The 25893-nt window shown below is 60.9% G+C and carries 22 protein-coding genes; 10 read left to right on the top strand and 12 right to left on the bottom strand.

Features of this window, described 5'->3' with window-relative positions; translation table 11 throughout:
- Nucleotides 1-18: 18 nt before the first annotated feature.
- Complete coding sequence (locus tag HFO99_RS02620; RefSeq protein ID WP_222359035.1) at nucleotides 19-4011, top strand: non-ribosomal peptide synthetase; 3993 nt, start codon at nucleotides 19-21, stop codon at nucleotides 4009-4011.
- Nucleotides 4008-5366, top strand: a complete 1359-nt coding sequence (locus tag HFO99_RS02615; protein ID WP_222359033.1) for a lysine N(6)-hydroxylase/L-ornithine N(5)-oxygenase family protein — start codon at nucleotides 4008-4010, stop codon at nucleotides 5364-5366. The genes HFO99_RS02620 and HFO99_RS02615 overlap by 4 nt, the downstream gene beginning before the upstream one ends.
- Here the strand turns inward: HFO99_RS02615 and HFO99_RS02610 are convergent.
- On the bottom strand, nucleotides 5339-6058 hold the full coding sequence (locus HFO99_RS02610) for a 4'-phosphopantetheinyl transferase family protein (protein WP_222359251.1): 720 nt from the start codon (nucleotides 6056-6058) through the stop codon (nucleotides 5339-5341). The genes HFO99_RS02615 and HFO99_RS02610 overlap by 28 nt on opposite strands.
- Before the next feature lie 386 nt (nucleotides 6059-6444).
- On the opposite strand from HFO99_RS02610, the gene HFO99_RS02605 reads away from it, so the two are divergent.
- Together HFO99_RS02605 and HFO99_RS02600 are read left to right on the top strand one after the other, a co-directional pair.
- Complete coding sequence (locus tag HFO99_RS02605) at nucleotides 6445-8322, top strand: methyl-accepting chemotaxis protein (RefSeq protein ID WP_222359031.1); 1878 nt, start codon at nucleotides 6445-6447, stop codon at nucleotides 8320-8322.
- Nucleotides 8323-8517: 195 nt separating this feature from the next.
- On the top strand, nucleotides 8518-8907 hold the full coding sequence (locus tag HFO99_RS02600; protein ID WP_222359029.1) for a RidA family protein: 390 nt from the start codon (nucleotides 8518-8520) through the stop codon (nucleotides 8905-8907).
- On the opposite strand, the gene HFO99_RS02595 is transcribed toward HFO99_RS02600, so the two are convergent.
- The 6 genes from HFO99_RS02595 to HFO99_RS02570 all read right to left on the bottom strand — a co-directional run bounded on the left by HFO99_RS02595 (nucleotide 8904) and on the right by HFO99_RS02570 (nucleotide 14962).
- On the bottom strand, nucleotides 8904-9485 hold the full coding sequence (locus tag HFO99_RS02595) for an NAD(P)H-dependent oxidoreductase (RefSeq protein WP_222359026.1): 582 nt from the start codon (nucleotides 9483-9485) through the stop codon (nucleotides 8904-8906). The genes HFO99_RS02600 and HFO99_RS02595 overlap by 4 nt on opposite strands.
- The gene (locus HFO99_RS02590; RefSeq protein ID WP_222359025.1) at nucleotides 9482-10891 is read right to left on the bottom strand and encodes an FAD-binding oxidoreductase; all 1410 of its coding nucleotides are present in this window, start codon (nucleotides 10889-10891) and stop codon (nucleotides 9482-9484) included. The genes HFO99_RS02595 and HFO99_RS02590 overlap by 4 nt, the downstream gene beginning before the upstream one ends.
- A gap of 1 nt (nucleotide 10892) precedes the next feature.
- Complete coding sequence (locus tag HFO99_RS02585) at nucleotides 10893-12206, bottom strand: cytosine deaminase (protein WP_222359023.1); 1314 nt, start codon at nucleotides 12204-12206, stop codon at nucleotides 10893-10895.
- Nucleotides 12206-13048 (bottom strand): ABC transporter permease, encoded by an 843-nt coding sequence (locus HFO99_RS02580; protein WP_222251999.1) that lies wholly within the window; start codon nucleotides 13046-13048, stop codon nucleotides 12206-12208. Before HFO99_RS02580 ends, HFO99_RS02585 begins: the two co-directional genes overlap by 1 nt.
- Complete coding sequence (locus HFO99_RS02575; protein WP_222359021.1) at nucleotides 13048-13872, bottom strand: ABC transporter ATP-binding protein; 825 nt, start codon at nucleotides 13870-13872, stop codon at nucleotides 13048-13050. The genes HFO99_RS02580 and HFO99_RS02575 overlap by 1 nt, the downstream gene beginning before the upstream one ends.
- Before the next feature lie 73 nt (nucleotides 13873-13945).
- Nucleotides 13946-14962, bottom strand: coding sequence for an ABC transporter substrate-binding protein (locus HFO99_RS02570; protein ID WP_222332112.1), 1017 nt, complete (start codon nucleotides 14960-14962; stop codon nucleotides 13946-13948).
- A gap of 184 nt (nucleotides 14963-15146) precedes the next feature.
- Here HFO99_RS02570 and HFO99_RS02565 point away from each other — a divergent pair, with 184 nt between their 5' ends.
- Entirely contained in the window at nucleotides 15147-16136 is a 990-nt protein-coding gene (locus tag HFO99_RS02565; RefSeq protein WP_222300438.1) for a LysR family transcriptional regulator, read from the top strand.
- Here the strand turns inward: HFO99_RS02565 and HFO99_RS02560 are convergent.
- Complete coding sequence (locus HFO99_RS02560; RefSeq protein ID WP_222359019.1) at nucleotides 16099-16896, bottom strand: creatininase family protein; 798 nt, start codon at nucleotides 16894-16896, stop codon at nucleotides 16099-16101. The two genes, HFO99_RS02565 and HFO99_RS02560, sit on opposite strands and share 38 nt — an antisense overlap.
- A gap of 279 nt (nucleotides 16897-17175) precedes the next feature.
- Here HFO99_RS02560 and paoA point away from each other — a divergent pair, with 279 nt between their 5' ends.
- From paoA to HFO99_RS33235, 5 genes are read left to right on the top strand one after another with little or no spacing between them, the layout of a single operon-like run.
- Nucleotides 17176-17823: an aldehyde dehydrogenase iron-sulfur subunit PaoA gene (gene paoA, locus HFO99_RS02555; RefSeq protein WP_222359017.1), complete on the top strand. Its 648-nt coding sequence runs from the start codon at nucleotides 17176-17178 to the stop codon at nucleotides 17821-17823.
- Complete coding sequence (locus HFO99_RS02550; RefSeq protein ID WP_222300444.1) at nucleotides 17820-18770, top strand: FAD binding domain-containing protein; 951 nt, start codon at nucleotides 17820-17822, stop codon at nucleotides 18768-18770. Before paoA ends, HFO99_RS02550 begins: the two co-directional genes overlap by 4 nt.
- Nucleotides 18771-18773: 3 nt before the next feature.
- A complete protein-coding gene (gene paoC, locus HFO99_RS02545; protein ID WP_222359015.1) occupies nucleotides 18774-20972 on the top strand; it encodes an aldehyde oxidoreductase molybdenum-binding subunit PaoC in 2199 nt (732 codons plus the stop codon).
- A gap of 55 nt (nucleotides 20973-21027) precedes the next feature.
- On the top strand, nucleotides 21028-21954 hold the full coding sequence (locus tag HFO99_RS02540; RefSeq protein ID WP_222359012.1) for an XdhC family protein: 927 nt from the start codon (nucleotides 21028-21030) through the stop codon (nucleotides 21952-21954).
- A complete protein-coding gene (locus HFO99_RS33235) occupies nucleotides 21947-22222 on the top strand; it encodes an NTP transferase domain-containing protein (RefSeq protein WP_261322952.1) in 276 nt (91 codons plus the stop codon). Before HFO99_RS02540 ends, HFO99_RS33235 begins: the two co-directional genes overlap by 8 nt.
- Before the next feature lie 47 nt (nucleotides 22223-22269).
- On the opposite strand, the gene HFO99_RS02530 is transcribed toward HFO99_RS33235, so the two are convergent.
- The 4 genes from HFO99_RS02530 to HFO99_RS02515 are packed head-to-tail and all read right to left on the bottom strand — an operon-like array spanning nucleotide 22270 to nucleotide 25885.
- Entirely contained in the window at nucleotides 22270-23166 is an 897-nt protein-coding gene (locus tag HFO99_RS02530; protein ID WP_222359010.1) for a 5'-methylthioadenosine phosphorylase, read from the bottom strand.
- A 10-nt stretch (nucleotides 23167-23176) separates the two neighbouring features.
- Complete coding sequence (locus HFO99_RS02525; RefSeq protein ID WP_222359008.1) at nucleotides 23177-23977, bottom strand: ABC transporter permease; 801 nt, start codon at nucleotides 23975-23977, stop codon at nucleotides 23177-23179.
- Complete coding sequence (locus tag HFO99_RS02520; RefSeq protein WP_222359006.1) at nucleotides 23970-24839, bottom strand: ABC transporter permease; 870 nt, start codon at nucleotides 24837-24839, stop codon at nucleotides 23970-23972. The genes HFO99_RS02525 and HFO99_RS02520 overlap by 8 nt, the downstream gene beginning before the upstream one ends.
- The gene (locus HFO99_RS02515; protein WP_222359004.1) at nucleotides 24836-25885 is read right to left on the bottom strand and encodes an ABC transporter ATP-binding protein; all 1050 of its coding nucleotides are present in this window, start codon (nucleotides 25883-25885) and stop codon (nucleotides 24836-24838) included. Before HFO99_RS02515 ends, HFO99_RS02520 begins: the two co-directional genes overlap by 4 nt.
- Between the last annotated feature and the right edge of the window lie 8 nt (nucleotides 25886-25893).

Below are 25893 nucleotides of genomic sequence, written 5' to 3'. Positions count from 1 at the left end.
AACGGCTGGATGGCACGGATGAACAAACAGATCACAAACTTCGCAGATGCCTACCCGACCAATGTCGCGACGGACGCGGTCTTCGAGAGCTTCCCGCTGACAATCGCGCAGAAGCGTATCTGGTCGCTGGAGCAGATCGGCAATGACACGGTGTTTCCCGACCAGGTTATTTCGCTGCGATTAAGCCCGGCCGTCGACGTCAAGACTATTACCGGCGCCTGCCGGACGCTCGTGGCGCAACATCCGTCCCTTGCCACTCGCTTCCGCCGGCTGGCGGGCGGCCGCGTCGAGCAATACAGCGGCGCATTGAACGCGGTACCGATCGAGATTGTCGGTGAAGGCGCTGCTGTTGCGGAGGCCGATGCGTTCGCCGCCCAGAAAGCCTTCCGCGACACGCGCTTTGATCTCCTCAGCGGCCCGCCGGCGCGTGTTCAGATTGTCTTGCTTGCTGATGGCCAGTCGCTTCTGGCGATCATGCTTCATCCTGTGATCTCGGACGATCGCGAGAAGTCTATTCTTGCCGGCTCCCTGACGCGAATTCTCGACGGCGCACCCGCCGGCGACACGCAACTGACTGAGATCTTGGCCGGAGCGCGGGAGGCTGAGTGGCTGCAGACGGAGCAGGCGCAGGAATCCCTCTCATACTGGCGAAACACGATCGGTCTCGACTACGCGGCTTCGACCTTTCCAACCCGCTTCAACAGCGGCGGGCTGGCAGGCGTGGCGCGCGCTCAGCATCGATTTTCGATCGAGCCCGATCTCTGGGAAAAGCTCGATCGACATGCGCAGCAAAAGAGATATCAGGTCGAGCGCGTGCTTCATGCCGCTTTTTGCGCGCTGCTGGCGCGTTACAGCGGCAATTATGCTTTGCTGACCGGGCTCCTGGTCGCGCGGCCGCAGAAGGAACACCTTGCGAACCGCGGCCGTGCCGAGCAGGTCCTTCCCCTCATCTTGTCGCTGACATCAAGAAGCTCTCTCGACGATGTCATCGCAGCGATTTCATCGGCAACGGAGGAGGGGCTTGCCCGGCTCGTCCCGCTGGAGCGCATCACGCAGGAACTGGTCGTCGACGAAGCCGCTGCCCAGGAAGCCGTGGTCAAGGCCCTGTTCGAATTCCGGGAGCCGTATCCGGTCCCCAGGCACGCAACCAATCTGGAGCCGCTGGGGGCGCGCGCCGACAGCGAGTTATCCCTGGTGATCGAGGCGGGCCTGGATGGGGCCGCATCCGGGCTGATCGATTATGCACAGGATCTCTATGACAGCGCGCTGATTGCCCGTGTCTCCCGGCATTTCACCCTTGTGCTCGAACAATTCGTCGCACAGCCGAACGTGCGGATCAAGGACATCGAACTCGTGGGGAGCGACGAACTCGACCAGTTGTCGGCACCCTACGAAGACGAGGTCGTCAACGATGACAGGCCGGTCCACGAACTGATATCGGCCCATTCGCGCCAGACGCCGGAGAAGACGGCGATCGTCTACGGTGACGAGGAATGGAGCCATGGCTGGCTGGAAGCCAGCACCAACCGCCTCGCACATCGGCTGCGGCATCTGGGTGTTCGCGCCGAGGTGACGGTCGCCATCTTCATCAAGCGATCGCCGGAGGCCATCGTCGCAATCCTCGCGACGCTGAAGGCGGGCGGCGCCTATATCCCGGTCGAGCCCGACCATCCACCGGTCCGCAACCATCACATTCTGCGCGACGGCGGCGTCAAGATCGTTCTGACCCATAGCTGGCTTCGCCATCGGCTGCCGGAAGAGCTCGACACCATTATTCTCGAACTCGACAAGATCGACCTCGACGGCGAGCCGGATACGCTGCTTGATATTCCCACTCACAAGGATCAGCTCGCCTATGTCATGTACACCTCTGGATCGACCGGATTGCCGAAGGGTGTCGCCGTCGAGCACGGCCCGCTGACGCACCATCTGCAGAACACCTCGCGTGTCTACGGCATGAGTTCGGCCTCCCGTGAGCTGCCGTTCCTGCCTTTCAGTTCGGATGGGGGGCATGAGCGATGGATGAACCCGCTGATGGAGGGCGGCAGCATCATTCTTCCCGACCAGCCGCTCTGGACACCGGAAGAGACATTGACCGCCATGCGCAAGCACGGCGCCAACAATGCCAGCATTCCCACAACCTATCTGCAGCAACTGGCGGAATGGGCCGACATAACCGACGGCGCGCCGCCGATGCGACTTTACTCCTTCGGCGGCGAGGGGCTGGCGCAGCCGACCTTCGATCTTCTGTCGCGGGCGCTGAAATCGGAATGGCTGATCAACGGCTACGGGCCGACCGAAACCATCATGACGCCGATGGTCTGGAAGGTGAGGGCAGGCACGAAATTCCAGGGGGTCTATGCTCCGCTCGGTCGCGCTGTCGGGTTAAGGCGCGTCTATGTGCTCGACCCCGATCTCAATCCGTGCCCGATCGGCGTGACGGGCGAGCTCTATATCGGCGGCGAAGGCATCGCACGCGGCTATCTCGGCAAGCCGGACACGACGGCAGACCGCTTCATTCCCGATCCGTTCTCGAGCGATGGCGGCCGGCTTTATCGCTCCGGTGACCTGACGCGTTGGCGTGATGACGGAACCGTCGAATTCGTCGGTCGTGTCGACCATCAGGTGAAGCTTCGCGGTTACCGGATCGAGCTCGGCGAGATCGAAGCGGCTCTGCTCCAGCAGCCCGGCGTCGGCGAAGCCTTGGTCGTCCTGCGCGATAACGATGCCAGCGGCGACAAGGCGCTCGTCGCCTACGTCGTTCCCAAGAAAGACGAGAGGTTGGACGTCGAGACGATCCGCGCCGGCCTCGAGCGCAGCCTGCCATCCTACATGGTGCCGGCGGCCGTGGTCGAACTGGAGAAAATGCCGACCAATCCGAACAGCAAGCTCGATCGATTTGCGCTGCCAGCGCCACAACCGGTCAAACGCACAATCGTCGAGCCGGCGACCGCGCTCGAAGAGGAGGTGCTGGATGTCTGGAGGCGGGTTCTCAAGCTGGAAGCAATCAGCGTCGAGGATAATTTCTTCGCGATCGGCGGCAATTCGCTCGGCGCGATCCGCATCCTTTCGCTGCTGCGGCAACGCCGGCCGAAAATTCCGCTCATTGTCGCCGATATCTTCAACAACCCGACCATACGCTCCTTTGCGGGCGTGATGGAGCAGGGAGACCAACGGGATCTGTCGGAGGTGATCGTGCTGCGCGCTTCCGGCGCCAAGCCGCGGCTTTATTGCTTCCCGGGCTTGCTCGTCAGCACCCGCGAATATGTCAAACTCGTCGACTATCTCGGGGCAGATCAGCCGGCGACCGGCTTCATTTGCCACTCGCTTTCCGAGAAGAAGGAGGTTGGCGCTCCGATCGAAGACATCATCGAGAGCTATGTCGACCATATCAGGACACATAGTCAGGGAGCACCCTGCTATTTCCTCGGCTGGTCCTGGGGCGGTCTGCTGGCCTACGAGGCTGCCCGCACCCTCGGCAACGAGGTCGACGTCAGGATGATGGCGATGGTCGACGTTTGCGATCTCGGATCGGAATTCGCGATCGGCGCAAAGCCGAAGTTCCGGCCGGGCGAGCGCGACGAGCTTCATCGAGACGTAGAGGCGTGGCTTGGAAAAACGGCGATGCGTCCCGAATGGGACCGGCTGCTGTCAACGATGGACGCGGATACTTACGATCAATTCCTGCGTTTCGTCGGCGACGAGAAGGACCCGCTTCCGAACGACGGGCCTGATATCAGCAGCCGGGAGCATACCTTCTGGGTGCTGATCGACAATGCCCTGATCTTCCGCAAGCATCGGCTCGTTCCTCACGATGTGCCGATCTATCCCTGGGCTGCCGACGACAGCCTCAACCGCGGCCTCAACCTAATCGATTGGCGCCGCCTGTCGCCGCGGGCGCATGCGGCCGAAATCATCACCGGCACCAACCATCTGCATATGATCGGGTCTCCCGCCTTCCACTCAAGGCTTGCCCTGCGTCTCAAGGAAACAGAGAAGGATATCGCATGACCGTCGCTTTTGCCCGCAGGGATGCCGTGAGCGAGCCGCTCGATATTACCGGCATCGGTATCGGGCCCTCCAATCTGAGCCTCGCCTGCCTGTTCGAGTCGGTGCCCGAGATCAGGAGCTGCTTCTTCGAGCGGCGCCCATCGTTCGATTGGCATCCCGGCATGATGATGCCCGGCGTCGAACTGCAGTCGTCCTTTTTGAAAGACCTCGTCACCCCGGTTCTGCCGACCAGCCGCTGGTCATTTGTCTCCTATCTGGTTGCCCATAAGAGGCTCTACGCCTTCCTGAACGCCAATTATGACGCCGTTCCCCGGCAGGAATTTGCACGTTATCTCGCCTGGGTCGCTAACGGCGTGGACGGCCTGCGCTTTGGAACGGAGATCCGCGACGTCGAGCACCGCGACGACCGGTTCTTCCTGCGGTTCGACAACGGTCAGGAGGAGGCGCGAAACCTGGTGATCGGCACGGGGTCGTCGCCCTTCGTGCCAGACTGGGCAAAACCGTTCCTGGGTGCCGATTGCTTTCATAACAGCGAGGCCAAGTCGCGTCTCAGCGATCTCGGCGCCGCCCGCATCGTCGTGGTCGGCGGCGGTCAAAGCGGCGGCGAGGTCGTCGAAGCCTTGCTTGCCGATCCCGGTTCCATGAAGGAGCTGACATGGATCAGCCGGCGTCATAATTTCGAGCCGATCAACGATACACCGTTTTCAAACCAGGTCTTCTCACCGGAATACGTGCAGGCCTATCTGAAGCTTAGCGGCGAGCAGAAGCAGGCCGCGTTGAGGAGCTCGATCCTGACCAGCGACGGCCTGTCGATTTCGACGATTCATTCGATCTATCGCCGCCTTTATGCGCTGCGTTATCTCGAACCGAGCACGCTCAATGCATCTCTGGCGCCAAATCGCGATGTGATCCAGATGGAGCGGAACGGCAATGCCTATCGGCTCATCGTCAGGAACCAATTCGACGGCGGAATCGAGGTGCTTCATGCGGATGCGGTGGTTCTGGCAACCGGATACCGGTTCCGATTGCCGGATGCTCTCGGCTCGCTGGGCGACAGGATAACGCTCGACAGAAACGGTTATCCGCTTCTCAATGACGACTACACGATGCAGTGGACGGGTCCGAGGGCCAGCCGGCTGTTTGCGCAGAATGCGGGGCGATACTCGCACGGTATCGCCGACTCTCAGCTCAGCCTCATGGCCTGGCGCAGCGCAACCATCGTTAATTCGCTTCTCGGCCGGCAGCATTTCGATGCGGAACCCGACAATGGGCAACTCGTCTGGGCGACGGAGACCGCTTCCGCAATACCTCATCAGCTCCGAGCCGGCTATTCGGACGGCATGCTATCGTCCTGAAATAGTCGTGTCGAAATGCCGGGGAGCCCGGATTGAGAGCAAGCAGCCAGCGCGACGACGTGCTGACTGCCGCTTTCGACCAGACGGTGATGCCATCGGCGAACGCGATTGCCGCCATCGACCATGACGGGAATACCATCCTTCCAGGAAAAGGCGACGTTGCGGGGATCCTCGCGCAGCCCCACGCCAAGTGCCTTCAGATGGCTCTCCTTAAGGGTCCAAAGTGCAATGGCCGCACGCGCATGTTCACGCGCAGGCAATTCCGCGAGCCAGCGCCGTTCGTCTGCACTGCAATAGCTATCCACTGCCGCCGCTTCGATCTCGGTGTCGGCGCGTTCGCAGTCTATTCCCAGGTGATCACATCCTGGAGCGACAGCGACGGCCACAAGCCCATCGGTATTGGCGAGGCTGAACTGCAGCCTGTCATCACCCTCAAGCCTCAGCTTGCCGTGCTTGTCTGGAGACAATGGGACCTTGCTCGGCGATGTCCTGGTATGCGCGCTCAACAGTTGCCGCAAGAGATAGCGACCGGCAATGAACGTGGCCCGATCTCGTTCAAACCGATAGGTCGAGGCGCGATCCCGTTCATCCGATGAAAGCGATTGCATCCAGCGGTTCCAGTCGCCTTCGTTCCCGGAATACTGCCAGAGCGCGATTTCAATGCCGGCAGGTTGGTTTTCAGATTGCTGCATGGATCCAGTATGTGTTCCGTGGACCGATTGGCAAGCCTGCAGGCGTTTGCCGATCTCGCAGACGGCAGGACTCGTTTTCCATGGCGAAGATGACCAGATCGTGCCGATCTCAATGTCCAAAGTCGGGTCAATGTCGACCGATCCACTTCTTGTTATCGAGACCAGATGGCGTTGATGTTTGCGCTCGCCGTGGCTGCTATTTCCTTTGATTTCCAGGAACTCTAAGTCGCATGGCGTTTAATTGATCGCGGAAGTATGGGTCGGCTCAGAAGATCTCGGGATTTAGAGCGGGATCATTGTTTAGTTAATACTAAATTATTGAATCTGGTGCGAGATCTTGCATCAGCCGGCACACCGGTCGTCCCATTACCTTCGAGGAGACCCGCATGAAACGCCCGAGTATCAAGCAAGCCCTGATCTTAAAGCTGTCGATCATCAGTCTGTTCATGATTGGCCTGTCCTATGTCTCGTTGAGCACGATTTCGGCACTTCGTGCCAATACTGAGCAGATCGGGACCTTCTGGATGCAGCGGCTTGTGACGGCTCGTGAGATCAAGGATAACTTCCTCGACCTGAAATTGGTCTATGCCCAGTATCTCCTGGAGGACACGCCGGAGCAAAAGATGGCCGGACAGCAAGAGATCGACGCTGCTGGCGTTGCTCTGGACACGGTTGTCGGCGAATACGAAAAAGGCGTCCGCACGGAGCGGGGACGCCAACTGATCAATCAGATCAAGCCGGAACTCGCCAAATATCGCGCGCTGGCAGAACAAATGATCGCGTTTCAAAATGACGGGAAGACGCCTGAAGCAATCCGCCTCTTCAAGGAAAATATGGAGCCACAAGCCGAGCTGGTGAACAAGGCGGTGGCGGATCTGGTCGCTTTCATTCTCAGCCAGGCCGAAGGCTTCGTGGCTGCGAGCGGTGATTCCGCACAATCGGCTTTCATGCTGACGGCCGCCATCGCAGCGCTGGCTGTGCTTCTTGCCGTAGCCGGCATCTTCTTTGCGATATCGGGCATCGCCAACCCAATCCGAAGCATCGCCTCCGCCATGAGGCGCTTGTCGGATGGTGATCTTGACAGTAATATTCCCTATGCCGGTCGCGCCGACGAAGTCGGCGAAATGGCCGGTGCGGTTGAAATCTTCCGTAACAACGCCCTCAATATCGTCAGGTTGGAGAAGGAAGCGGCCGAATCCCGCAGCGAGAGCGAGGCAACGCGCGCCGCAGCCCAGCAGCGCGCCGAACGCGAGGCGGAACAATTGCGCTTCGCGACTACGACATTGGGCGAAGGTCTCCGCCGGCTTGCAGCAGGCGACATTTCCTTCCAGCTTTCAGAGCAATTTGCGGCCGAGTATGAAGCGTTGCGCGAAGACTTCAACGCCTCGCTCCGGCAATTGGGTGCGACGATCGGCGCAGTGCTCGAGACGGTGCACAGCATCGATAATGGTACAGGTGAGATTGCATCTGCCGCGCAGGATCTTTCCAAGCGTACCGAACAACAAGCAGCCTCTCTCGAGGAGACTGCTGCAGCCTTGGACCAGATCACCTCGAATGTGACGATGTCGACCAAACGCACCGACGAGGCGCGCAATGTGGCCAAGGAAGCCGATATCAGCGCTCAGCGGTCGGCAACTGTGGTCTCGCAGGCGGAACAGGCCATGCGACGCATCGAGGACAGTTCACAGCAGATTTCGAATATCATTAGCGCAATTGATGAAATCGCCTTTCAGACAAACCTCTTGGCGCTGAATGCCGGCGTTGAGGCTGCCCGCGCGGGTGAGGCGGGCAAGGGTTTTGCAGTTGTCGCCCAGGAGGTCCGTGAGCTTGCCCAGCGTGCTGCTCAAGCGGCCAAGGAGATCAAAGGCTTTATTCAAAAGTCATCCACTGATGTGCAAAATGGCGTGAAACTGGTTCTCGAAACCGGAACGTCTCTCAAGTCGATCGGTGAGTACGTCGTGCAGATCAACCAGCTCATGGATGCGATTGCCACATCGGCGCGTGAGCAGTCGACTGGACTTGCCGAGATCAACACAGCCGTCAATCAAATGGACCAGGCGACCCAGCAAAATGCGGCGATGGTCGAGCAGTCGACGGCTGCCGTAGCCTCATTGTCCTCCGAGGCAGGCCGCCTGCGAGATCTGGTCAACCAATTTCAATTGGACGGCGACAAAAGCGGGGCGGACGGCCAGCACAGCGGACGGGCCTTCGAAGGCAACAGGCCCATCCACTTGGTCGCTTCGCGGCGCGTGACGCAAAGATGAGGCGCGACTGACGTCAGATCAAATACCGAAAGATATCGAACTGGCGCCCGGACGATCGTCGGTTCGATCCCTCCAAGGCGGTTGTCCCACATCACTCCTCGCAAGGCATCATGAGCGGCAGCGATATTCTCATATCCTGCCGCATCCTGTAGGGTCGCGGCATCTACGGACCTATAGGAAATTTCAGAGCGATCGATGAAGAAGACTTTCAATCCGACCTCGGTGCGCCGGCCTTTTGGAAATTACAATCACGGCCTGCTGGTGCCGCCCGGCGCATCGCTCCTGGTCACGTCGGGCCAGCTTGGTATCGGTCTCGACGATACTGTTCCGAGCGACATCACTGCTCAGGCGGAACTCTGCTTCGAGGCGATCAAGGCGATCCTCGAAGAGGCGGAGATGAGTTTTGCCGATGTCATCCGCATTTCGGGCTTCGTCACCCGCCGCGAGGATTTCCCGGCCTATATGGCTGTACGGGATCGCTATACGCTCGATCCGAAGCCGGTTTCCACCTTGCTCGTCATCGGCGGCTTTACGCGCTCTGAGTTCCTGGTCGAAGTGGAAGTGACGGCCGCGAAAATCTTCTAGAATCGCTCCATCGCGTTTCCGACGCGGGCGAGGAATTTTGCGCGCGTCTCCGGCGTGCAATTGTTCATGTCGTAATGGGCGAGGAACGTCACCGGCCTCAGCGGATTGATCTGCGCCCTCAGCACGCGCTTGACGATTTTCTTCGGCGGGTTGCCGGCGGCGAAAGCCCGGAAGGGCGTTGCGCCGTAAGTCAGGACGGCTGCGAGCTTGCGGATGTGGCGCAGCCGCGATTCCACCTTGCCGTTGACCAGCTCGAAGGAAACGCCCGGCAGCCAGACTCGGTCGAAATATCCCTTCAGGATCGCCGGAAAGCCGAAGTTCCAGATCGGGGTGCAGATCACCAGCCCCTCGGCCGCCTTCAACCTTTCGACATGCGATCCCACCAGCTTCAGATTTTCCGGATAGTCGTGATAGACGAGCCGGTCGTGGCGTGAGAGCACCGGATCGAACCGCTCTTCATAGAGGTCGCAGCCATCCACTGTATGCCCGGCCTTCTCAAGGCTCTCGACGGTTTGCCGGTAAAGCGCCTTGCCGTAACTTTCCTCGACCGGGTGAGAGTGGAGGACGAGAACCCTCATGAGGCCTCCATCAGGGCCGCCAGGCCGGGGAAGAGATAGTTCTTGCCGGCGTTGAAATCGAAATCAGGATTTTCCCACGCGATCATCTTGCCGGGGTTGAGCAGGCCCTGCGGATCGGTTTCCTGCTTGAAGGCGAGTTGCACGGCGTCGGTGCGCTTCATGCCGCCTTCTTCAAGTGTATAGCGGTGCGGATTGAAGATCGGGCATCCATTGTCCTGGTGGATCTTGATGATCTCCTCCAGCCGCTCTTCGGTGGTATAGCGCACCAGCGGCAGGCCGGAGCACTGGATCTGGCCGTCGAATTTGATGAATTCGAGATGCCCCGGCACTTCGTCACCGAAGATCTCCACCATCTTCCGAACCTTGGCGACGTGATCCGGTCCCGGATACTGCACCTGCAGATAGGTGAAGCTCGGGTCGACCTTCAGCGCACGCAATGTCGTGTGGTTCCAGGCAAGCTCATAGGCATGCGGGATGCCGCGCATGCTCTCCACCCTGTCGGAGCGGAACATGATCTCGCCCTTCTGCGCCGCCGTGAAGGCAAGAAAAGCATCCATGGAGTGCGGCGCGATCATCAGCACGACGATCGACTGGCCCTGACGGATGTAGGGCTTGTGGCGGGTGAAATAGTCGTAAGGAATGGGAGCGGCGATCGGCGCGATCTCCTTGACGAGGATGCCGTTGCATTTCGCCAGTGCGTCGGAGAAGCGCACCGCTTCCATGAAGTCGTCATAACCGACGAGCACATCGACCCAGTCATAGGCAGGTGCAAGCGGCATCTCGATCTCAGTGATGATGCCGTTGGTGCCGTAGGCGTGGCTCACCTTCTGGAGATCCCAGCCGGTGAGATCGAGGACACGCGGTTCGGCCTCCATGGTGACGACGCGCAGGCGCAGGATGTTGCCGAGGTCGCGCAAGCCGCCCCAGGTGATCGAGCCGACGCCGCCCGAGCCGCCGGCGATGAAGCCGCCGACCGTCGCCGTCTGCGCGGTGGAGGGGTGGAAACGCAGCTCCTGGCCGGAATGGGCCTTGGTCTGCTTGTCCAGCTGGGCAAGCACGATGCCGGGTTCGCAGATGACGCGGCCGGGATGGATCTCCTTGATCTTGTCCATGGCGGCAAGGTTCAGCACGATGCCGCCGGAAAGCGGCATGGCCTGGCCGTAATTGCCGGTGCCGGCACCGCGCGGCGTGACCGGTACGCCATGGGCATAGGCGACCTTCAGCGTCCGGATGACCTCTTCCTCGGTCTTCGGCGCGACGACGAGATCGGCCGTCACATTGTCGAGCTGAGCTTTGAGTACAGGCGAATACCAGTAGAAATCCCGGCTCTTCTGGCGAACCAGCGCCGGATTATCCTCAACGGCGATGCCCTCGAGTTCCTTTTTGATCTTCTGATAATCGGCCATGTCAGCCTCCAACGACGTTATCGAGTTCACGGTAATCCGGCAGGCTGCGGTCGATCACCTTGCCGCGGCGAAGCACGACGCGGTCAGACTGCGGACGGGACAGGAATTCACTCCAGCGCCGCGCGCTGAACAGCACGAGATCGGCGGGATCGCCGGCGGCGATACGGCCTTTGTCCGGCCGTCCGACGATGGCGGCGGGCGAGGTGGTGACGACACGGGCGGCGGTATCGAGGGGGTGATCGAGATGCAGAATCCGCACGGCCTCGCGGAAGACCTCCACCGGATCGAGATCGCCATAGGCATAGAAGGGGTCGCGGGTATTGTCGGATGCGACCGCGGTTGCGACGCCGGCGGCGGCCAGTTCCTTGAACAGGGTGATGCCGCGCCAGCGCGGGGTGCGGCCGGGGTAGCGATCCTGCAGATACATGTTGCACATCGGCAGTGAAATAACCGCGATACCCGCCTTGGCGACCAACTCGACGGTGCGCGCGGCGGTGTCTTCGTCCTGCCGGGCGAGCGAGCAGCAGTGACCGGCAGTCACCTTGCCCTCGAACCCGTTGCGCAGCACGGCCTCGGCGATCGCCTTCAGCGTCTCGGCGCCGCGATCATCCGTCTCGTCGACATGCAGATCGATATCCAGGCCATGCTCTGCGGCAGTCCTGAAGAGCGTGTCGAGCTGCCAAACAAGCTCCGGCCCCATCCTGGTGACGCCGCCAAGCAGGCCGCCGTTCTGCCGGATTGTTGTGACGAGATCGGCAAAGAAGGTGCTGTCTGCCATGGCATCCAGCGGGAAGAGGGCAACTGCCTGCAGTGCAATCCTGTCCTTCCAGGCATCTCGGATTTCGGCAAAAACCTCGAAGGAGATGCGATGCTGGGGCGCAAGCGAATCCAGGTGCGTGCGGATCAGGCTGGTGCCATGGGCATAGGCGGAGCGGAGCGAGAATTCCATGCGCCGCTTGACGTCTGCGGCTGACCAGTTGGCTTCCCGGTCGGCCCTGACGGCATCGAGCGCACCCATGAAGCTGCCGTCGGGATTGGCTTGGCGCGGCCAGATATGGCCTTTGTCGAGATGGGTATGGATATCGGCAAAGCACGGCCAGACCATGCCGTCCTTAAGATCGGTCCTGGCATAGTCGGCGGGTGCGGCGCCGGCCGGCCGGATGGCGGCAATGATGCCGTCGCTGATGACGATATCGACCGTGGCCAGCCCTTCGGTGACCGGCACGTCGACATGCTCGACGGTGACGGCGGGCACTGTCGCATTGCTCAGCACGAAGCGGGCCGCATTCGGCGGGGATATGAAGGAATAGGACATCAGTTTTCCCGTTTGATGCTGCTTTCATGCCAGCGATGAAGGCTCAGCCAGGCGATAAAGGTGGTGAGGCCGAAGATCGCCACCCCAAGCATGGAGAGCATCAACAGCGCCGCAAAGAGCCGCGGTATGTTCATCCGGTACTGTGCTTCCAGCAGGCGGAAGGCGAGACCGGAGCCGGCACCGGCAGAGCCCGCGGCAAATTCGGCGACGACGGCGGCGATCAGCGCAAGGCCGCCGCCGATGCGAAGACCGGTCATGAAATAGGGTTGGGCGGCAGGCAGTTTGAGAAAGAGCAGCGTCTGCCAGCGCGAGGCGCCGTAGAGCTCAAAGAGGTTGATCAGATTGTGGTCGACGCTCTTCAGGCCCTGCACCATATTCGACAGGATCGGGAAAAAAGCGACGAGGAAGGCGCAGATCAGCAGCGCTACCTGCGTGGAGGGCGCGTAAATCAGGATCAGCGGCGAGATGGCGACGATCGGCGTTACCTGCAGGATGACGGCAAGGGGATAGAAGGCAAGCTCGACCCAGCGCGACTGCACGAGAAAGATCGCAAAACCGACGCCGCCGACAAGCGCCAGCATCAGTGAGATGAAGGTGATCTTGGTGGTGACCCAGAGGGCAGGGGCAAGTGTACCCCAATCCGTCACGAAGGCGTTTGCCACAGCGGCCGGTCCTGGCAGGATATAGGGCGGGACGCCCGACAGTTTCACATAGGCGTACCAGAGGAGGATCATCAGGGCGATGACGAGGAAGGGGATGGCGATGCGCAGCGCAAGATCGCGGCGCCTTGCGCTTGCGGTACCCTTAACAAGCAGCGGCGATGTGTCTGTTTCGTCGCTCATCAATGATCCCCTGCCGAATTGATCGCCCCGATCAGCGAATGCGATACCGTTTCGCAGGCCTTTCGGTATTCTTCCGAGGTGCGGTAATGCGCGTCGCGTTCGAGGCTGGTGACCAGCGGGACGTCGGCATGCACGCGCCCGGGCCTTGCCTTCATCACGACGATGCGGTTCGAGAGATAGGCGGACTCGAAGACCGAATGCGTCACGAAAATCACCGTAATGCCGCTCGCCTTCCACAGCCGCAGCACGTCGTCGTTGAGCTTCTGGCGGGTGATCTCATCGAGCGCGGCGAAAGGCTCGTCCATCAGCAGCAGCTTCGGCTTCGTCACCAGCGCACGGGCGATCGAGACGCGCATCTTCATGCCGCCGGAAAGTTCGCGCGGATAGGCCTTGGCAAAATCCTGAAGGCCGACGGTGGTCAGCACTTCCATGATCTGATCATGCGCGGCTGCCTTCGAAACGCGCCTCAACCTCAGCGGCAGATGGACATTGTCGAACACGTTCTTCCAGGGCATCAACGTCGGCTCCTGGAAGACAAAGCCGATATCGCCCTCCGGCAGACCTCTGGAATTGATGCGCGAACTCGGCCAGTCGATCGTTCCTGAGGTGACATCGCCGAGACCGGCTATGATACGCAGTGCCGTCGACTTGCCGCAGCCGGAAGGGCCGAGCAGGCTGACGAACTCGCCGCTTTCGACCGTGAGCGACATGTTCGAAAGGGCGGCAGTGCCGCTGGAAAAGACCTTCGAGACCGACTGCATGACAACAAGCGGCCGCTTGCGCGTCTCTTTCGGGAATACCGCCTGGGCGTTTGCTGGGAGCATTGCTGTCTCGTTCATGCGGGAGGATACGGCCCGCCACGTCCTCAATGGCGGACCAAGAGAGCCGTCAGTCGGCCTACTTCTTCAGTGCCATGCCGGTGCTTTTGCAGACGAACTTCGTCGTAAACGCTTTGGTGTAATCCGTCTCCGGCTTGAAGACCTTGATCGCCACCATCTCGTTGAAGAACGTCTTGTAGTGCGCATCGGTGATGCAGCCGATGCCCTTCTCGAGGCTGTCGCCGGATTCGATGATGCCATATTCCTTCATCTTGGCGATGGAGTAGGCGAGCTGGCCATCCGTCATTTCAGGATTATCCTTCTTGATCAGTTCGTTCGCCTTGGTGTTGTCGCCGTAGAGGTAGTTGTACCAGCCTTCGACCGAGGCATCGACGAAGCGCTGCACGACGTCGGACTTGCCGTCGATCATTGTCTGCGTCGTCGTTATCATCGTCGAATAGGGCGAATAGCCGTTGTCGGCGAGCAGGAAGACCTTCGGTTCGAAGCCTGCCTGTTTCTGGATTTCGTAGGGTTCGGAGGTCAGATACCCCTGCTGGGCGGAGTCCTTGTCTGCAAGGAAGGGGGCGGGACTGAAGTTATAGGGCTTGTACTGCTCGTCCTTGAAGCCCTTGAAGTTGGCCTTCATCCATTCGAAATAGGTGAGGTAGCCGTCCTTGCTGAGGAACAGCGTTTTCAGCTTGGCGAGATCCTCGAACTTGTCGACGCCGTTATCCGGATGGGCGATCAGCACCTGCGGATCCTTTTGGAAGATCGCGGCGACATCGACCAGCGGAATGCCCTGTTCGACGGCGGATATCTCGCCCTGCGGGCCGCCCATGTAGAAATCGAGCTTGCCGGAAATCAGCAGCGCGCTGTTTGCAGCATTCGGGCCGCCCTGGACGATGGTGACGTCGAGGCCGTATTTCGCATAGGTGCCGTCGGCGACGGCTTGATAGAAGCCGCCATGTTCCGCTTGGGCAAGCCAGTTCGTCCCGTAGCTCACCTTGTCGAGGGCCAGCGCCGGCGAGGCGGCGGCAAGCATCGAGGCGAGGCCGAGGCAGCCCAGGAATTGCATCTTCGTCTGTGCTTTCAACATGGTTGGCAGTTCCCCTTTTGTGGCCGAGGGAAACCTTGCTCGGCTCCCTTTTGAGGGAATTTGAGCCATTGCCATGCGCTTTGAAAAGCATCAAAATTCGTGCGCATTGATGCCTTTTCGGCATCTCTGGGAAAGCTGAAGATAATTTGTGCGCCCTGCGCAAAATTTATGCATCGGAGAGATCATGTTGCACTCCAGACGCCTTCTTTACATCAACGAGATCGCCCGTTGCGGTTCGATCCGCAAGGCGGCCGCGCGCCTCAACGTGGCGTCGTCGGCGGTCAACAGGCAGATTTTAGCGCTGGAGGAGGAGATCGGGGCGCCGCTTTTCGAGCGGCTGCCGCGTGGCCTGCGGTTGACGGCTGCCGGCGAACTCTGCATCGAGCATATTCGGGACGTGCTGAAGAATTACGAGCGCCTGGAGGGGCGCATCCGCAGCCTCAAGATGCAGCAGGCAGGCAAGGTGCGCATGGTAACGACGGTTGGGCTTGCCGCCGGGCCGCTGCCCGAAATCATCGCGCGCTTTCTTTCAGAGCATCCGCGCGTCTTCGTCCAGCTGCGCAACGATACCGGCGGCACGACGGCCAGCCCTGTTGTATCAGGTGAGGTGGATATCGGTCTGGGTTTCAACATCCCCGCCATGCCCGGCATCCGCACGCTCGGAAATTTCGATATCCCGATCGGTGTCGTGCTGCCGCCGGGGCATCAGCTGATCGGCCCCGGGCCGATCAACCTTGCCGATGTCACCCAGGAAAAACTGGTTCTGGCGCAGCCGGGCACCAGCCTGCGCGAGGTGATCAACCTTGCTTTTGCGCGCCTGCCCATCTCGGTCGAGCCGGTGCTGGAAACCAATGCATCGGAGATGCTGAAACAGCTCGTCAAATGCGGCACCGGGTTGACGCTGCTCAATCCGCTTGACGTCATCACCGAATGCCGGCGCGGTGAACTCGTCTTCCGGCCGATCGCAGAGCCGCATGCGCGTTACCAGCAGATGAAGCTGTTTGCCCGTGCCCGCGCGCCCCTCGACGCGGCCACCAGCCTTTTCGTCGAATATCTGCTCGCTGAACTGCTCGGCCTGGTGCAGGAATTGCAGACCAAGGGTCATATCCCACCGGATGTGAAAACCGCGGCTGAGCCTATTTCACATAGAGATTCGAAAGCGGATAGGCCTTGAGATCCTGGAGCAGTTCGACAAACCCCTTGACCTGATGGCGACAGATCGCCTCGCCCTTTTCGGCCGTGGCGATCGAGGCATCGCCGGCCACGCCGAAGGGATTGAGGTCATGCGCGATCCAGGCCAGCGAATGCGGCGGTAGAGGCTGAAGAAATTTGGATTGCTCCCGCATCCCTTCGGCTTTCGAGGCGAAGTTCTGCGCCTTGTCCATCCGCACCAGCTCGGGGCGGAAGTGCAGCATCAACGACGTCTCGACATCGCCGCCGTGGATGCCGTATTTGCTCTCGTGATCGCTGACCATGCCTTCCGGATGGCCGAAACGACCCCATTGCGTGGAGACCACCGCCATTTGATGGCGCACGCGCAGTTCGCGCGCGACGATGCTCATGATGTCGACATTGCCGCCGTGGGAATTGACGATCACCATCTTCCGCAGCCCGGCTTCGGCAACCTTTGCGCCGATCGCCGTCCAGACGGGGATGAGCAGCTCGGCACCGAGCGACAGCGTGCCAGGGCCGTAGATGTGTTCGTTGGCCTTGCCGATCTCCTGTGTCGGAAGGACCAGCATGTCCAGATCCTCCGGCCGCTGCCTCTTCAGCTCCGCCAGCATGCCGGTCGCGATGGCGACATCCGTTGCGATCGGCAGATGCGGGCCGTGCTGTTCCGTCGAGGCGATGGGCAGAACGGCAATCGTGGTCTCGGGGGAGAGGCCGGCAAAATCATATGTATTGAGCTCGTTCCAGTAAAACGGCGTGGGCATGCGGTCTTCCCCTTTCGTCACCTGCTTCGATAGGGGTAGGGAATAATGATGAGCCCGAAAAGCATCATTTTTTGCGCATGGCGCTGCTTTTTTTCGCGCGCATCGTCGGGCGTTACTCCGCCGACGCTTCCGCGTCCAAGGCAACTTCATTGAAGTTGTGGCTCGGGGAATTCATGAGCCAGATCGATAACCGTATGCAACGGAAGGGGTCTAATCAGGAAGCGGAGTTGCACTACGTCAGCAGACGGCGTTGACGCGCGCCCATGTCCAACGAGCAAGGTGGAACAGTTCATGACAAGCCAGATACAACTGGAACTTTCCCGTCGAGATCTACTTATCTCGTCGGCCGCAACGATTGCGGTCACCGGAGCCGTCGCGCCCGCGGCGGCACAGTCCCCAGGAAATGACATGGCCTACACATCCAAAGTTTCCTTCGCGGTTAACGGTGAGAAGCGCGATCTCGAGGTCGACAACCGAACGTCGCTGCTCGACGCGTTGCGCGAGCACCTGCATCTCACAGGCACGAAAAAGGGCTGCGACCACGGCCAATGCGGTGCATGCACCGTCATCGTCGACGGCCACCGCATCAATTCCTGCCTGACGCTGGCGGTCATGCACGAAGGCGATCAAATCACCACGATCGAGGGCCTCGGCCAGCCTGAAAACCTTCATCCGATCCAGGCGGCCTTCGTCAAGCATGACGGCTTCCAGTGCGGCTACTGCACGCCGGGACAGATCTGTTCCTCCGTGGCGGTGCTCGAGGAGATCAAGGCGAACATACCGAGCCACGTCACCGGCGATCTTACGGCTGAGGCGGCCGTCACTGCGGCCGAGATCCGCGAACGCATGAGCGGCAATATCTGTCGATGCGGCGCCTATTCCAACATTATCGATGCCATTTCGGAAGTCGCGGGGATAAAAGCATGAGAGCCTTCACCTATGAACGTGCCTCGTCCGTCGAGGCCGCGGCCAAGGCGGCTGCCTTAAATCCTGAAACCAAGTTCATCGCCGGCGGCACCAACCTCCTCGACCTGATGAAGCTGGAGATCGAAACGCCAACGCATCTGATCGATGTCAACGGCCTCGGTCTCGACAAGATCGAACCCACGCCGCAGGGCGGGCTGCGCATCGGCGCTTTGGTCCGCAACACCGATCTTGCAGCTCATGAAACCATTCGCCGCGACTACGGCCTGATCTCCAGGGCGCTTGTTGCGGGTGCCTCCGGGCAACTGCGCAACAAGGCAACGACGGCCGGCAACCTTCTGCAGCGCACGCGCTGTCCTTATTTCTATGACCCGAACCAGCCGTGCAACAAGCGGCAGCCAGGTAGCGGCTGTTCCGCAATCGGCGGCTTCAGTCGCCAGCATGCAGTGGTCGGGGTAAGCGACAGCTGCATCGCCACTCATCCGAGTGACATGGCCATCGCGATGCGAGCGCTCGATGCCGCCGTAGAGACAGTCAAGGCCGACGGCGGTCGTCGCTCGATTGCGATCGCCGACCTTCACCGGTTGCCCGGCGACACGCCCCATTTGGAGACCGTTCTCGAGCGCGGTGAGTTCATCACGGCGGTCCTGCTGCCGCCCCCGATCGGCGGCAAGCACATCTATCGTAAAGTCCGAGACCGCGCCTCCTATGCCTTCGCGCTCGTCTCGGTCGGAGCCGTGATCCAGCCAGACGGTACGGGACGTATCGCCGTCGGCGGTATCGCCCATAAGCCGTGGCGCATCGAGGCAGCCGAAGCCGAGCTGCCGAAAGGCGCGCGGGCGGTGACAGGCGTGCTTCTTGCCGACGCCCATCCGACCGAACAGAACCGTTTCAAGGTCGACCTGGTCGAGCGCACGCTCGGCGCGGTCATTGCCGAAGCAAGGGGTTGAGCCATGCAGTTCGATACGCCAGCGACAACCAATCCGATCGACAATCTGAAGCTCGTCGGCCAGCCGATCCACCGGATCGACGGCCAGCTCAAGACGACCGGCCGGGCGATGTACGCCTATGAGTGGCACGATCCGAACATGCGCTACGCCTATGGCTATCCCCTCGGCGCGGCCATCGCCAAGGGCCGCATCACGTCCATGGACGTCTCTGCTGCCAAGAGGGCTCCTGGTGTGCTTGCCGTCGTGACGACGCTCGACGTCGGCGAGCGGAAGAAGGGCAAGTTCAACACCGCCAACCTCTTCGGCGGCGACGAGGTTCAGCACTATCACCAGACAGTTGCGGTGGTCGTTGCCGAGAGCTTCGAGCAGGCGCGTGCCGCAGCCGCTCTGGTCAAGGTCGATTACGCCGAAGAAAAGGGTGTCTACGACTTGAGCCAGGCAAAGGATACAGCCGTCAAGCCGGATGAATCGCAGCAGCCCGATACCGCGGTCGGCGATTTTGAGGCTGCCTTCAAGTCAGCGCCCGTCACTCTGGATGCGACATACACGACGCCCGACCAATCCCATTCCATGATGGAGCCGCATGCCTCCATCGCCGCCTGGAGCGGCGACGAACTGACGGTGTGGACCTCGAGTCAGATGATCGACTGGGGGCGCACAGATCTGGCGACCACGCTCGGCATCGACAAGGAAAAGGTCCATCTCATGTCGCCGTTCATCGGCGGCGGGTTCGGCGGCAAGCTCTTCCTGCGAGCCGACGCCGTGCTTGCCGCGTTCGGAGCAAAGGCGGTCGGGCGGCCGGTGAAAGTTGCTCTTCCACGACCGCTCATGCCGAACAACACCACTCACCGGCCGGCGACGATCCAGCGGATCCGCATCGGGACCGAGCGTGACGGCAAGATAACCGCCATTGCCCACGAAAGCTGGTCCGGGGACCTTCCGGGCGGAGGCCTGGAGACAGCGGTCAACCAGACTCGTCTTCTCTATGCCGGGGCGAACCGCATGACGGCGATGCGGCTGGCGACGCTTCACCTCCCCGAGGGCAATGCCATGCGCGCTCCGGGCGAAGCCCCCGGACTGATGGCGCTCGAGATTGCCATCGACGAGATTGCTGAGAAAGTTGGTGTGGATCCAGTGCAATTTCGCATCGTCAACGACACGCAGGTCGATCCGGAGAAGCCGGAGCGGCCTTTTTCCCAGCGTAATCTCGTCGGTTGCCTCAACCTCGGTGCAGAGCGGTTTGGCTGGGATAAACGGGGGAGGCCCGGATCCAGGCGTGACGGCAACTGGCTGGTCGGCATGGGCGTTGCCGCCGCCTACCGCAACAACCTCGTGCTTCCTTCCGGAGCAAGGGTGAAGCTCGACCGGGAAGGCGTCGTGACTGTTGAAACCGACATGACCGACATCGGGACGGGCAGCTATACGATCATCGCTCAAACGGCCGCCGAGATGATGGGGACCACGATCGATAAGATCGCCGTCCAGCTTGGCGACTCGCGTTTTCCGGTTTCGGCAGGCTCCGGCGGACAGTTCGGTGCGAACTCTTCCACGTCTGGCGTCTACGCCGCCTGCGTCAAGCTGCGTGAGGCCATCGCCAAGAAGCTCGGCTTCAACTCCGAAGACGTCGTCTTCGAGAACGGAGAGGTCCGCTCGGGCAATCGTTCGGTGCCTCTTGCCGAGGCTGCCGGTCCGGATGGTCTTGTCGGCGAGGACACTATCAAGTGGGGCGAGCTCACAGAGACCCATCAGCAATCGACTTTCGGAGCGCACTTCGTGGAGGTTGCCGTCGACATTGCCACTGGGGAAAGCCGCATCCGCAGGATGCTCGCAGTCTGCGCGGCGGGCCGCATCCTCAACCCGATCACCGCCCGCAGCCAGGTCATCGGCGCGATGACGATGGGGGCCGGCGCAGCGCTGTCCGAGGAACTGGCGGTCGACACCCGTCGCGGGTTCTTCGTCAATCACGATCTCGCCAGCTACGAAGTGGCGGTGCATGCCGACATTCCGCACCAGGAGGTGATCTTCATGGAAGAGACCGATCCGATGTCGTCGCCGATGAAAGCCAAGGGCGTCGGCGAACTCGGCCTTTGCGGCGTCGCGGCGGCGATCGCCAACGCCGTTTACAATGCGACCGGCGTCAGAGTTCGGCATTACCCGCTGACGCTTGACAAGCTCATCGGCGGCTTGCCGGACGTGGCCTGATCACGTCGACGGCGGTCCTAAAGCCGGACCGCCGTTAATTCTTGTAGGATTTCCGATGGATCAGACACTCGCGCCCATCACGGCGCCAATTCCCGTCAGAGCCTCGTCCACCGACGACCCTGTGGAACTGCTTCGCTTCGCGATGGACGCCCATCGTCGTGGCGCGGTGGCGCTTGCCACCCTCGTCGACATCCGGGGCGGGGCTGCACGCGCGCTCGGCGCTCATATGGCCGTTGCCGCAGACGGGCGGTTCTGCGGCTATGTCTCCGGCGGATGTGTCGAAGCCGCCGTCGCTTCCGAAGCGCTTCTTGCAATGGCGCAAGGACGGGACCGAACGGTCAAGTTCGGCGACGGCTCGCCCTTCTTCGACATCGTCCTTCCCTGCGGTGGCGGAATCTCCGTCGCAATCCATGTCCTGAAAGATGTCGGCGCTCTGCGGCATGTTCTCGATCGTCTCGAACGGCGGCAGGCAGCCGGTCTTGTCTACTCGCCGGAGCGGCAGGCGCTTATATCGGTCGACCCACTGCCACGGGCGTGCTGGCGCGAGGGTGATTTCCTGACCGTCTATCGTCCCCGCACCCGTATCGTCCTTTCCGGACAGACGCTTGAAGCGCAGGCCGTCGCACGACTGGCCGAGGCTTCCGGCTACGACGTGATTGCCGTGGCGCCGGGCGGGGTGCGGTCGGTTGCCGACATCATTGACCCCTTCACGGCCGTCGTGCTCCTGCATCATGAGCTTGACGCCGAAGCTGCCATTCTCGAGACCGCCCTTGCCTCGCCCGGGTTCTACATCGGCGCGCTCGGCAGCACCCGGACGCATCGTCGCCGGGTGGAGCGGCTGAGAGCCATGGCTTTCAGACGCGACGACATCGCTCGCATCAAGGCGCCCATCGGGATGTTCGGGCCGACGCGGGATGCAACGTCGCTCGCCCTGTCGGTTCTGGCTGATGTCGCTGCGGCAAGACTGGTGGCTTATGCCTAAGGCGTCGGTCGCGATCGTCATTCTCGCTGCCGGCAAGGCAAGCCGGATGGGTAAGGGCGGGAAACACAAGCTGCTGGCCGAGTTCGACGACGTGCCGCTCGTGCGGCGGTCAGCATTGACCGCGCTCGGTACGGATGCCGCATCCGTCATTGTCGTCACGATTGCAGTGACTTTTATCCGACACTGTGGTGTCGACATTATCCCTGAGTGCTCGTCAAAATCCGAGCCGCTCACGCCCGCGCTATCTGATGGGACATGGGTACCTTGAAGAAACCGTTGTTGCTCATCTGATGGCCCATCACCACTAGGCACCGTTCAGAAGCGAATGTAACGTTCTTCAGGCTGGGGGGATTTCAGCATGTGACAGCCGCAAGACGAGTCTGACGGCAGGCGTATCGCGGTCTCCAGGGCGACACGCGAGGCGAGCATTGACAAGCTAGGCAGCACGCCTTCCTGGAGCAATGTGCCGCGGCTCCGATCCATATAGTCATTAAATCCGGCTGTGACGAATGCGCACGGCACGAAGCACGCGCCGATCTCGCGGGAAAGCGTCGCTTCGGGCGCTATCGAATGGTTGATCACATCTGCGCCCATCGAGCGAAAGGCCAGCGCCTCCGCGGGGCTTGTCAGGCGTGGGCCATAGGCGTGCGCCGCAACCAACCCTTGTTCGATGCCATGGACGCGGCAGGATGAGGGCCAGAGGCTGCGGGCCGTGTCTGCCAAGACGGCGGCGCAATTCGGGCAGACGATCTGTTTGCCGGAACAATCGAAACGCTGCCGGCCAGGAAGAAGCGAGTATGGGGTCTGGGTCAACTCGATGATGTCGGCATTGATCACCATATCACCGGGCTGAATGGCCTTGTTGACAGCACCAAGCGTCGAGCAGGACAGCACGTGACGCACACCAGATTCCATGAGGACCCAGAAGGCGCGTTGATGGCAAGAGTGGTCTATACGATCGCGGGGATTGCCATGGGAATACATGCAGAGCGCGCGCTTGCTCTGTCGATCCTGCACAATGCTTGCGTCGAATTCCAGGAGTTTCCAGTTCTCTGACACACCATAGGGGGTGTCGAACGATAGGTCGCGGGCGAGCACGCGAACGCCCGGCATGGCGATATCCTCGGGAAAGGCCAGGCCCCAATTGGCTGAACCGGTGATGATCGCCAGCTCGGTCTTTGGAATGACGGGAGTGATTGCAGGATCAGTCATGGATTATCTTTCACGGCGTCTGACGGCGCTCGCGTAAGTTGAAAAACAACAGCGCAACGGAGATCAGAAGAGTCCAAAAGGTGGAAATGGCGGCAATGGTGGGGTCGATCTGATCCCGCAGGGACATGAACATGAGCTTTGGCAAGGTGCTGCTTGGGCCGTTGGCCACGAAGATCGAGATGACCGCCTCATCAAGGGACGTCAGGAACGCCATCAATGCGGCGGTCATTAAGCTGAGGCCCAGCTGCGGCAGTATGATGCCCCCCATGGTGCGGAACCAGCCCGCCCCAAGGCTGCGGGCCGCTTGGGGCTGAGCCCAGTCGAACCGATTGATGGCGGGGTAGAGCACGATCACCACCACCGGAATTGCCAGAACCACATGTCCCACAAGCACGCCGGTAAGGGTGCCCACGAGCCCGAGCTTCGCCAGGATAAAGAAGAGCCCGATCGCCAGCAGGATGCCGGGCGTCACCGACGGAGACAGGAGAAAACCGTAGATCGCTCCTGCGCTTCGCCCGCCGAGCCTGTTGATGGCGAAACATGCCAGAAAGCTGATCGGCACCGCAATCGCGGCCGTGAGCACAGCCAGAAGCAGGCTGGTTCTCAACGCAGCCATCCACACGGCCGACGAGAAGAAAGCATCGTACCAGCGAAGTGACCAGGCCCTCGGCGGAAACTCCAGGAGATCCGAGGCCGAGAAGGACAGTGGCACCACGATCAAAGTGGGCAGCATGAGAAAGACGAGAACGAGTGCTGAGAAGATCCAAAGGGCCGCCCTGGTCAGTCGGCTGCCGTAATAGGCGTCAAGCATGGCGCGCACCCTTCATCAGAAACCAGCGGAGGCCGAACAGCATGCCACCAGTTAGCAGCACCAGAACAAGGAGCAGGACGCCAAGCGCGCTGGCCGAACCCCAGTCCTGAAATGTCGAGAGGGTGCGATCGATGCGGACGGAAATCGGGTTGACTTTGCCGCCCCCAAGAATGGCAGGCGTGATGAAGAAACCAAGCGTATAGATGAATACGATGGTTGAGCCTGACAGGATTCCGCCCGCCGAAAGCGGCAGGATGATGGTTCGCACGCAATGCCAGAGGCTCGCACCCATACTGGCGGCAGCGCGGATCACGTTGTTGTCGATATCGCGCATCGCGGCATAGATCGGCAGAACGAAGAGCGGCAGCATGTAGTGAACCATGCCGATCAGCGTGCCCGTGAAATTGTAGGCCAGCGGCAAAGGCGTATCCGTGAGGCCGAGGCTCTGCAAGGTGGAATTGACGAGACCGTCACGCCGCAGAAGTACCAGCCATCCATAGGTGCGGACCAGGATGGACGTCCAAAGCGGCAGCATGATCAGGATCAGGACCCTGTTTGCGATGCGTGTTTTAGTGCTGGCCAACGTCAATGCCAAAGGAATGCCGAGGACCATGCAGATGACCAGCGTCGCGCCAGACAAGGCGAGGGTGGTGCCGACCGCGGACCAGGTGAGACCGCTCGAAAGGATCTTTTCGTAATTGGCGGTCGATAAGTCACCCGCCATGGTCAGGAACGATTGGCGCAGAATCCATATGACCGGCAGGATAGCCGCCAGACCGACAAGCACCAAGGCCGGCACGGCAAGCGACAGGAAGAAGCGGCGTTCACGCCGGACGTCCTGCAAAAGAGCTGCAGTGTTCATTTCCCGGCCCCCTCGGGCAATCTATGCACGCTTGCGGCAGCCGCGTAGGCGGTTATCGCCTGACCGGTTTTCAGCTCAGCGCAGCCCGCAGCGCGGGTCGCGGGCACGCTCAACATGACTAGTGCGCCGGCCTCGGTTTCCACATTGAGAAGCCAATTCTCGCCGCGGAAAGCCTTGGCGGAGAGGCTGCCTGTGATCGCGATCGCGTCAGGTTCCGCGTCGGCGGCGTCAAGATGGAAACTTTCTGCCCTGATCATTGCAAATCCCTGAGGGGCTTGCGTCGATCCGTTCATCCGCGTCAGGCTTGCTGCGGGAAGAATGTTGGCTTCGCCCATAAATTCCGCGACGAAGCGGTTGGTCGGATGATGATAGATCTCGGAGGGGGCGCCGATCTGCTGGATCTCGCCGGCATCCATGACTGCAATTCGGTCGGACATCGTCAGCGCCTCCCTCTGATCATGCGTCACATAGATCGTCGTGATACCGAGATCGTCGTGCAGGCGTCGGATTTCGAACTGCATGTGTTCACGCAGGTTCTTGTCCAGCGCGGAGAGGGGCTCGTCCATCAGCATGACACGCGGCTCGAATACAATGGCACGCGCCAGTGCAACGCGCTGCCGCTGGCCGCCCGATAGGGCGGCGATGTTGCGGTCGCCGTAACCTGATAGCTCGACCCTAGCCAAGGCGCCCATTGCCCGCTCGCGAGCCTCGACCTTTGAGACATGACGCAGCATCAGAGGATACGCTACGTTGGCAAGCACGCTCATGTGTGGGAAGAGCGCGTAATTCTGGAAGACGATTCCGATTTCCCTTTTTTCCGGGGACAGCCGGGTGACATCCCGGCCGCCGATGGTTAGGGAGCCGCTATCCGGACGGACAAACCCCGCAAGTGCCATCAACAGCGTTGTCTTGCCCGATCCAGAAGGACCGAGCAGGGTGAGGAATTCGCCAGCAGCAACCTCCAGCGAAACATCGTTCAGCGCCACGTAGGAACCGAAGACTTTCCTTACGGTGTCGATGGTTATGGGAAGCGAGGTTATGGCCATCTTGATAC

This window comes from Rhizobium leguminosarum (assembly GCF_019798305.1).
In the GTDB taxonomy this organism is placed as follows: Bacteria; Pseudomonadota; Alphaproteobacteria; order Rhizobiales; family Rhizobiaceae; genus Rhizobium; species Rhizobium leguminosarum_U.
The sequence above is the reverse complement of the archived record's forward strand: the minus strand, read 5'-3'. Positions and strand labels throughout refer to the sequence as shown.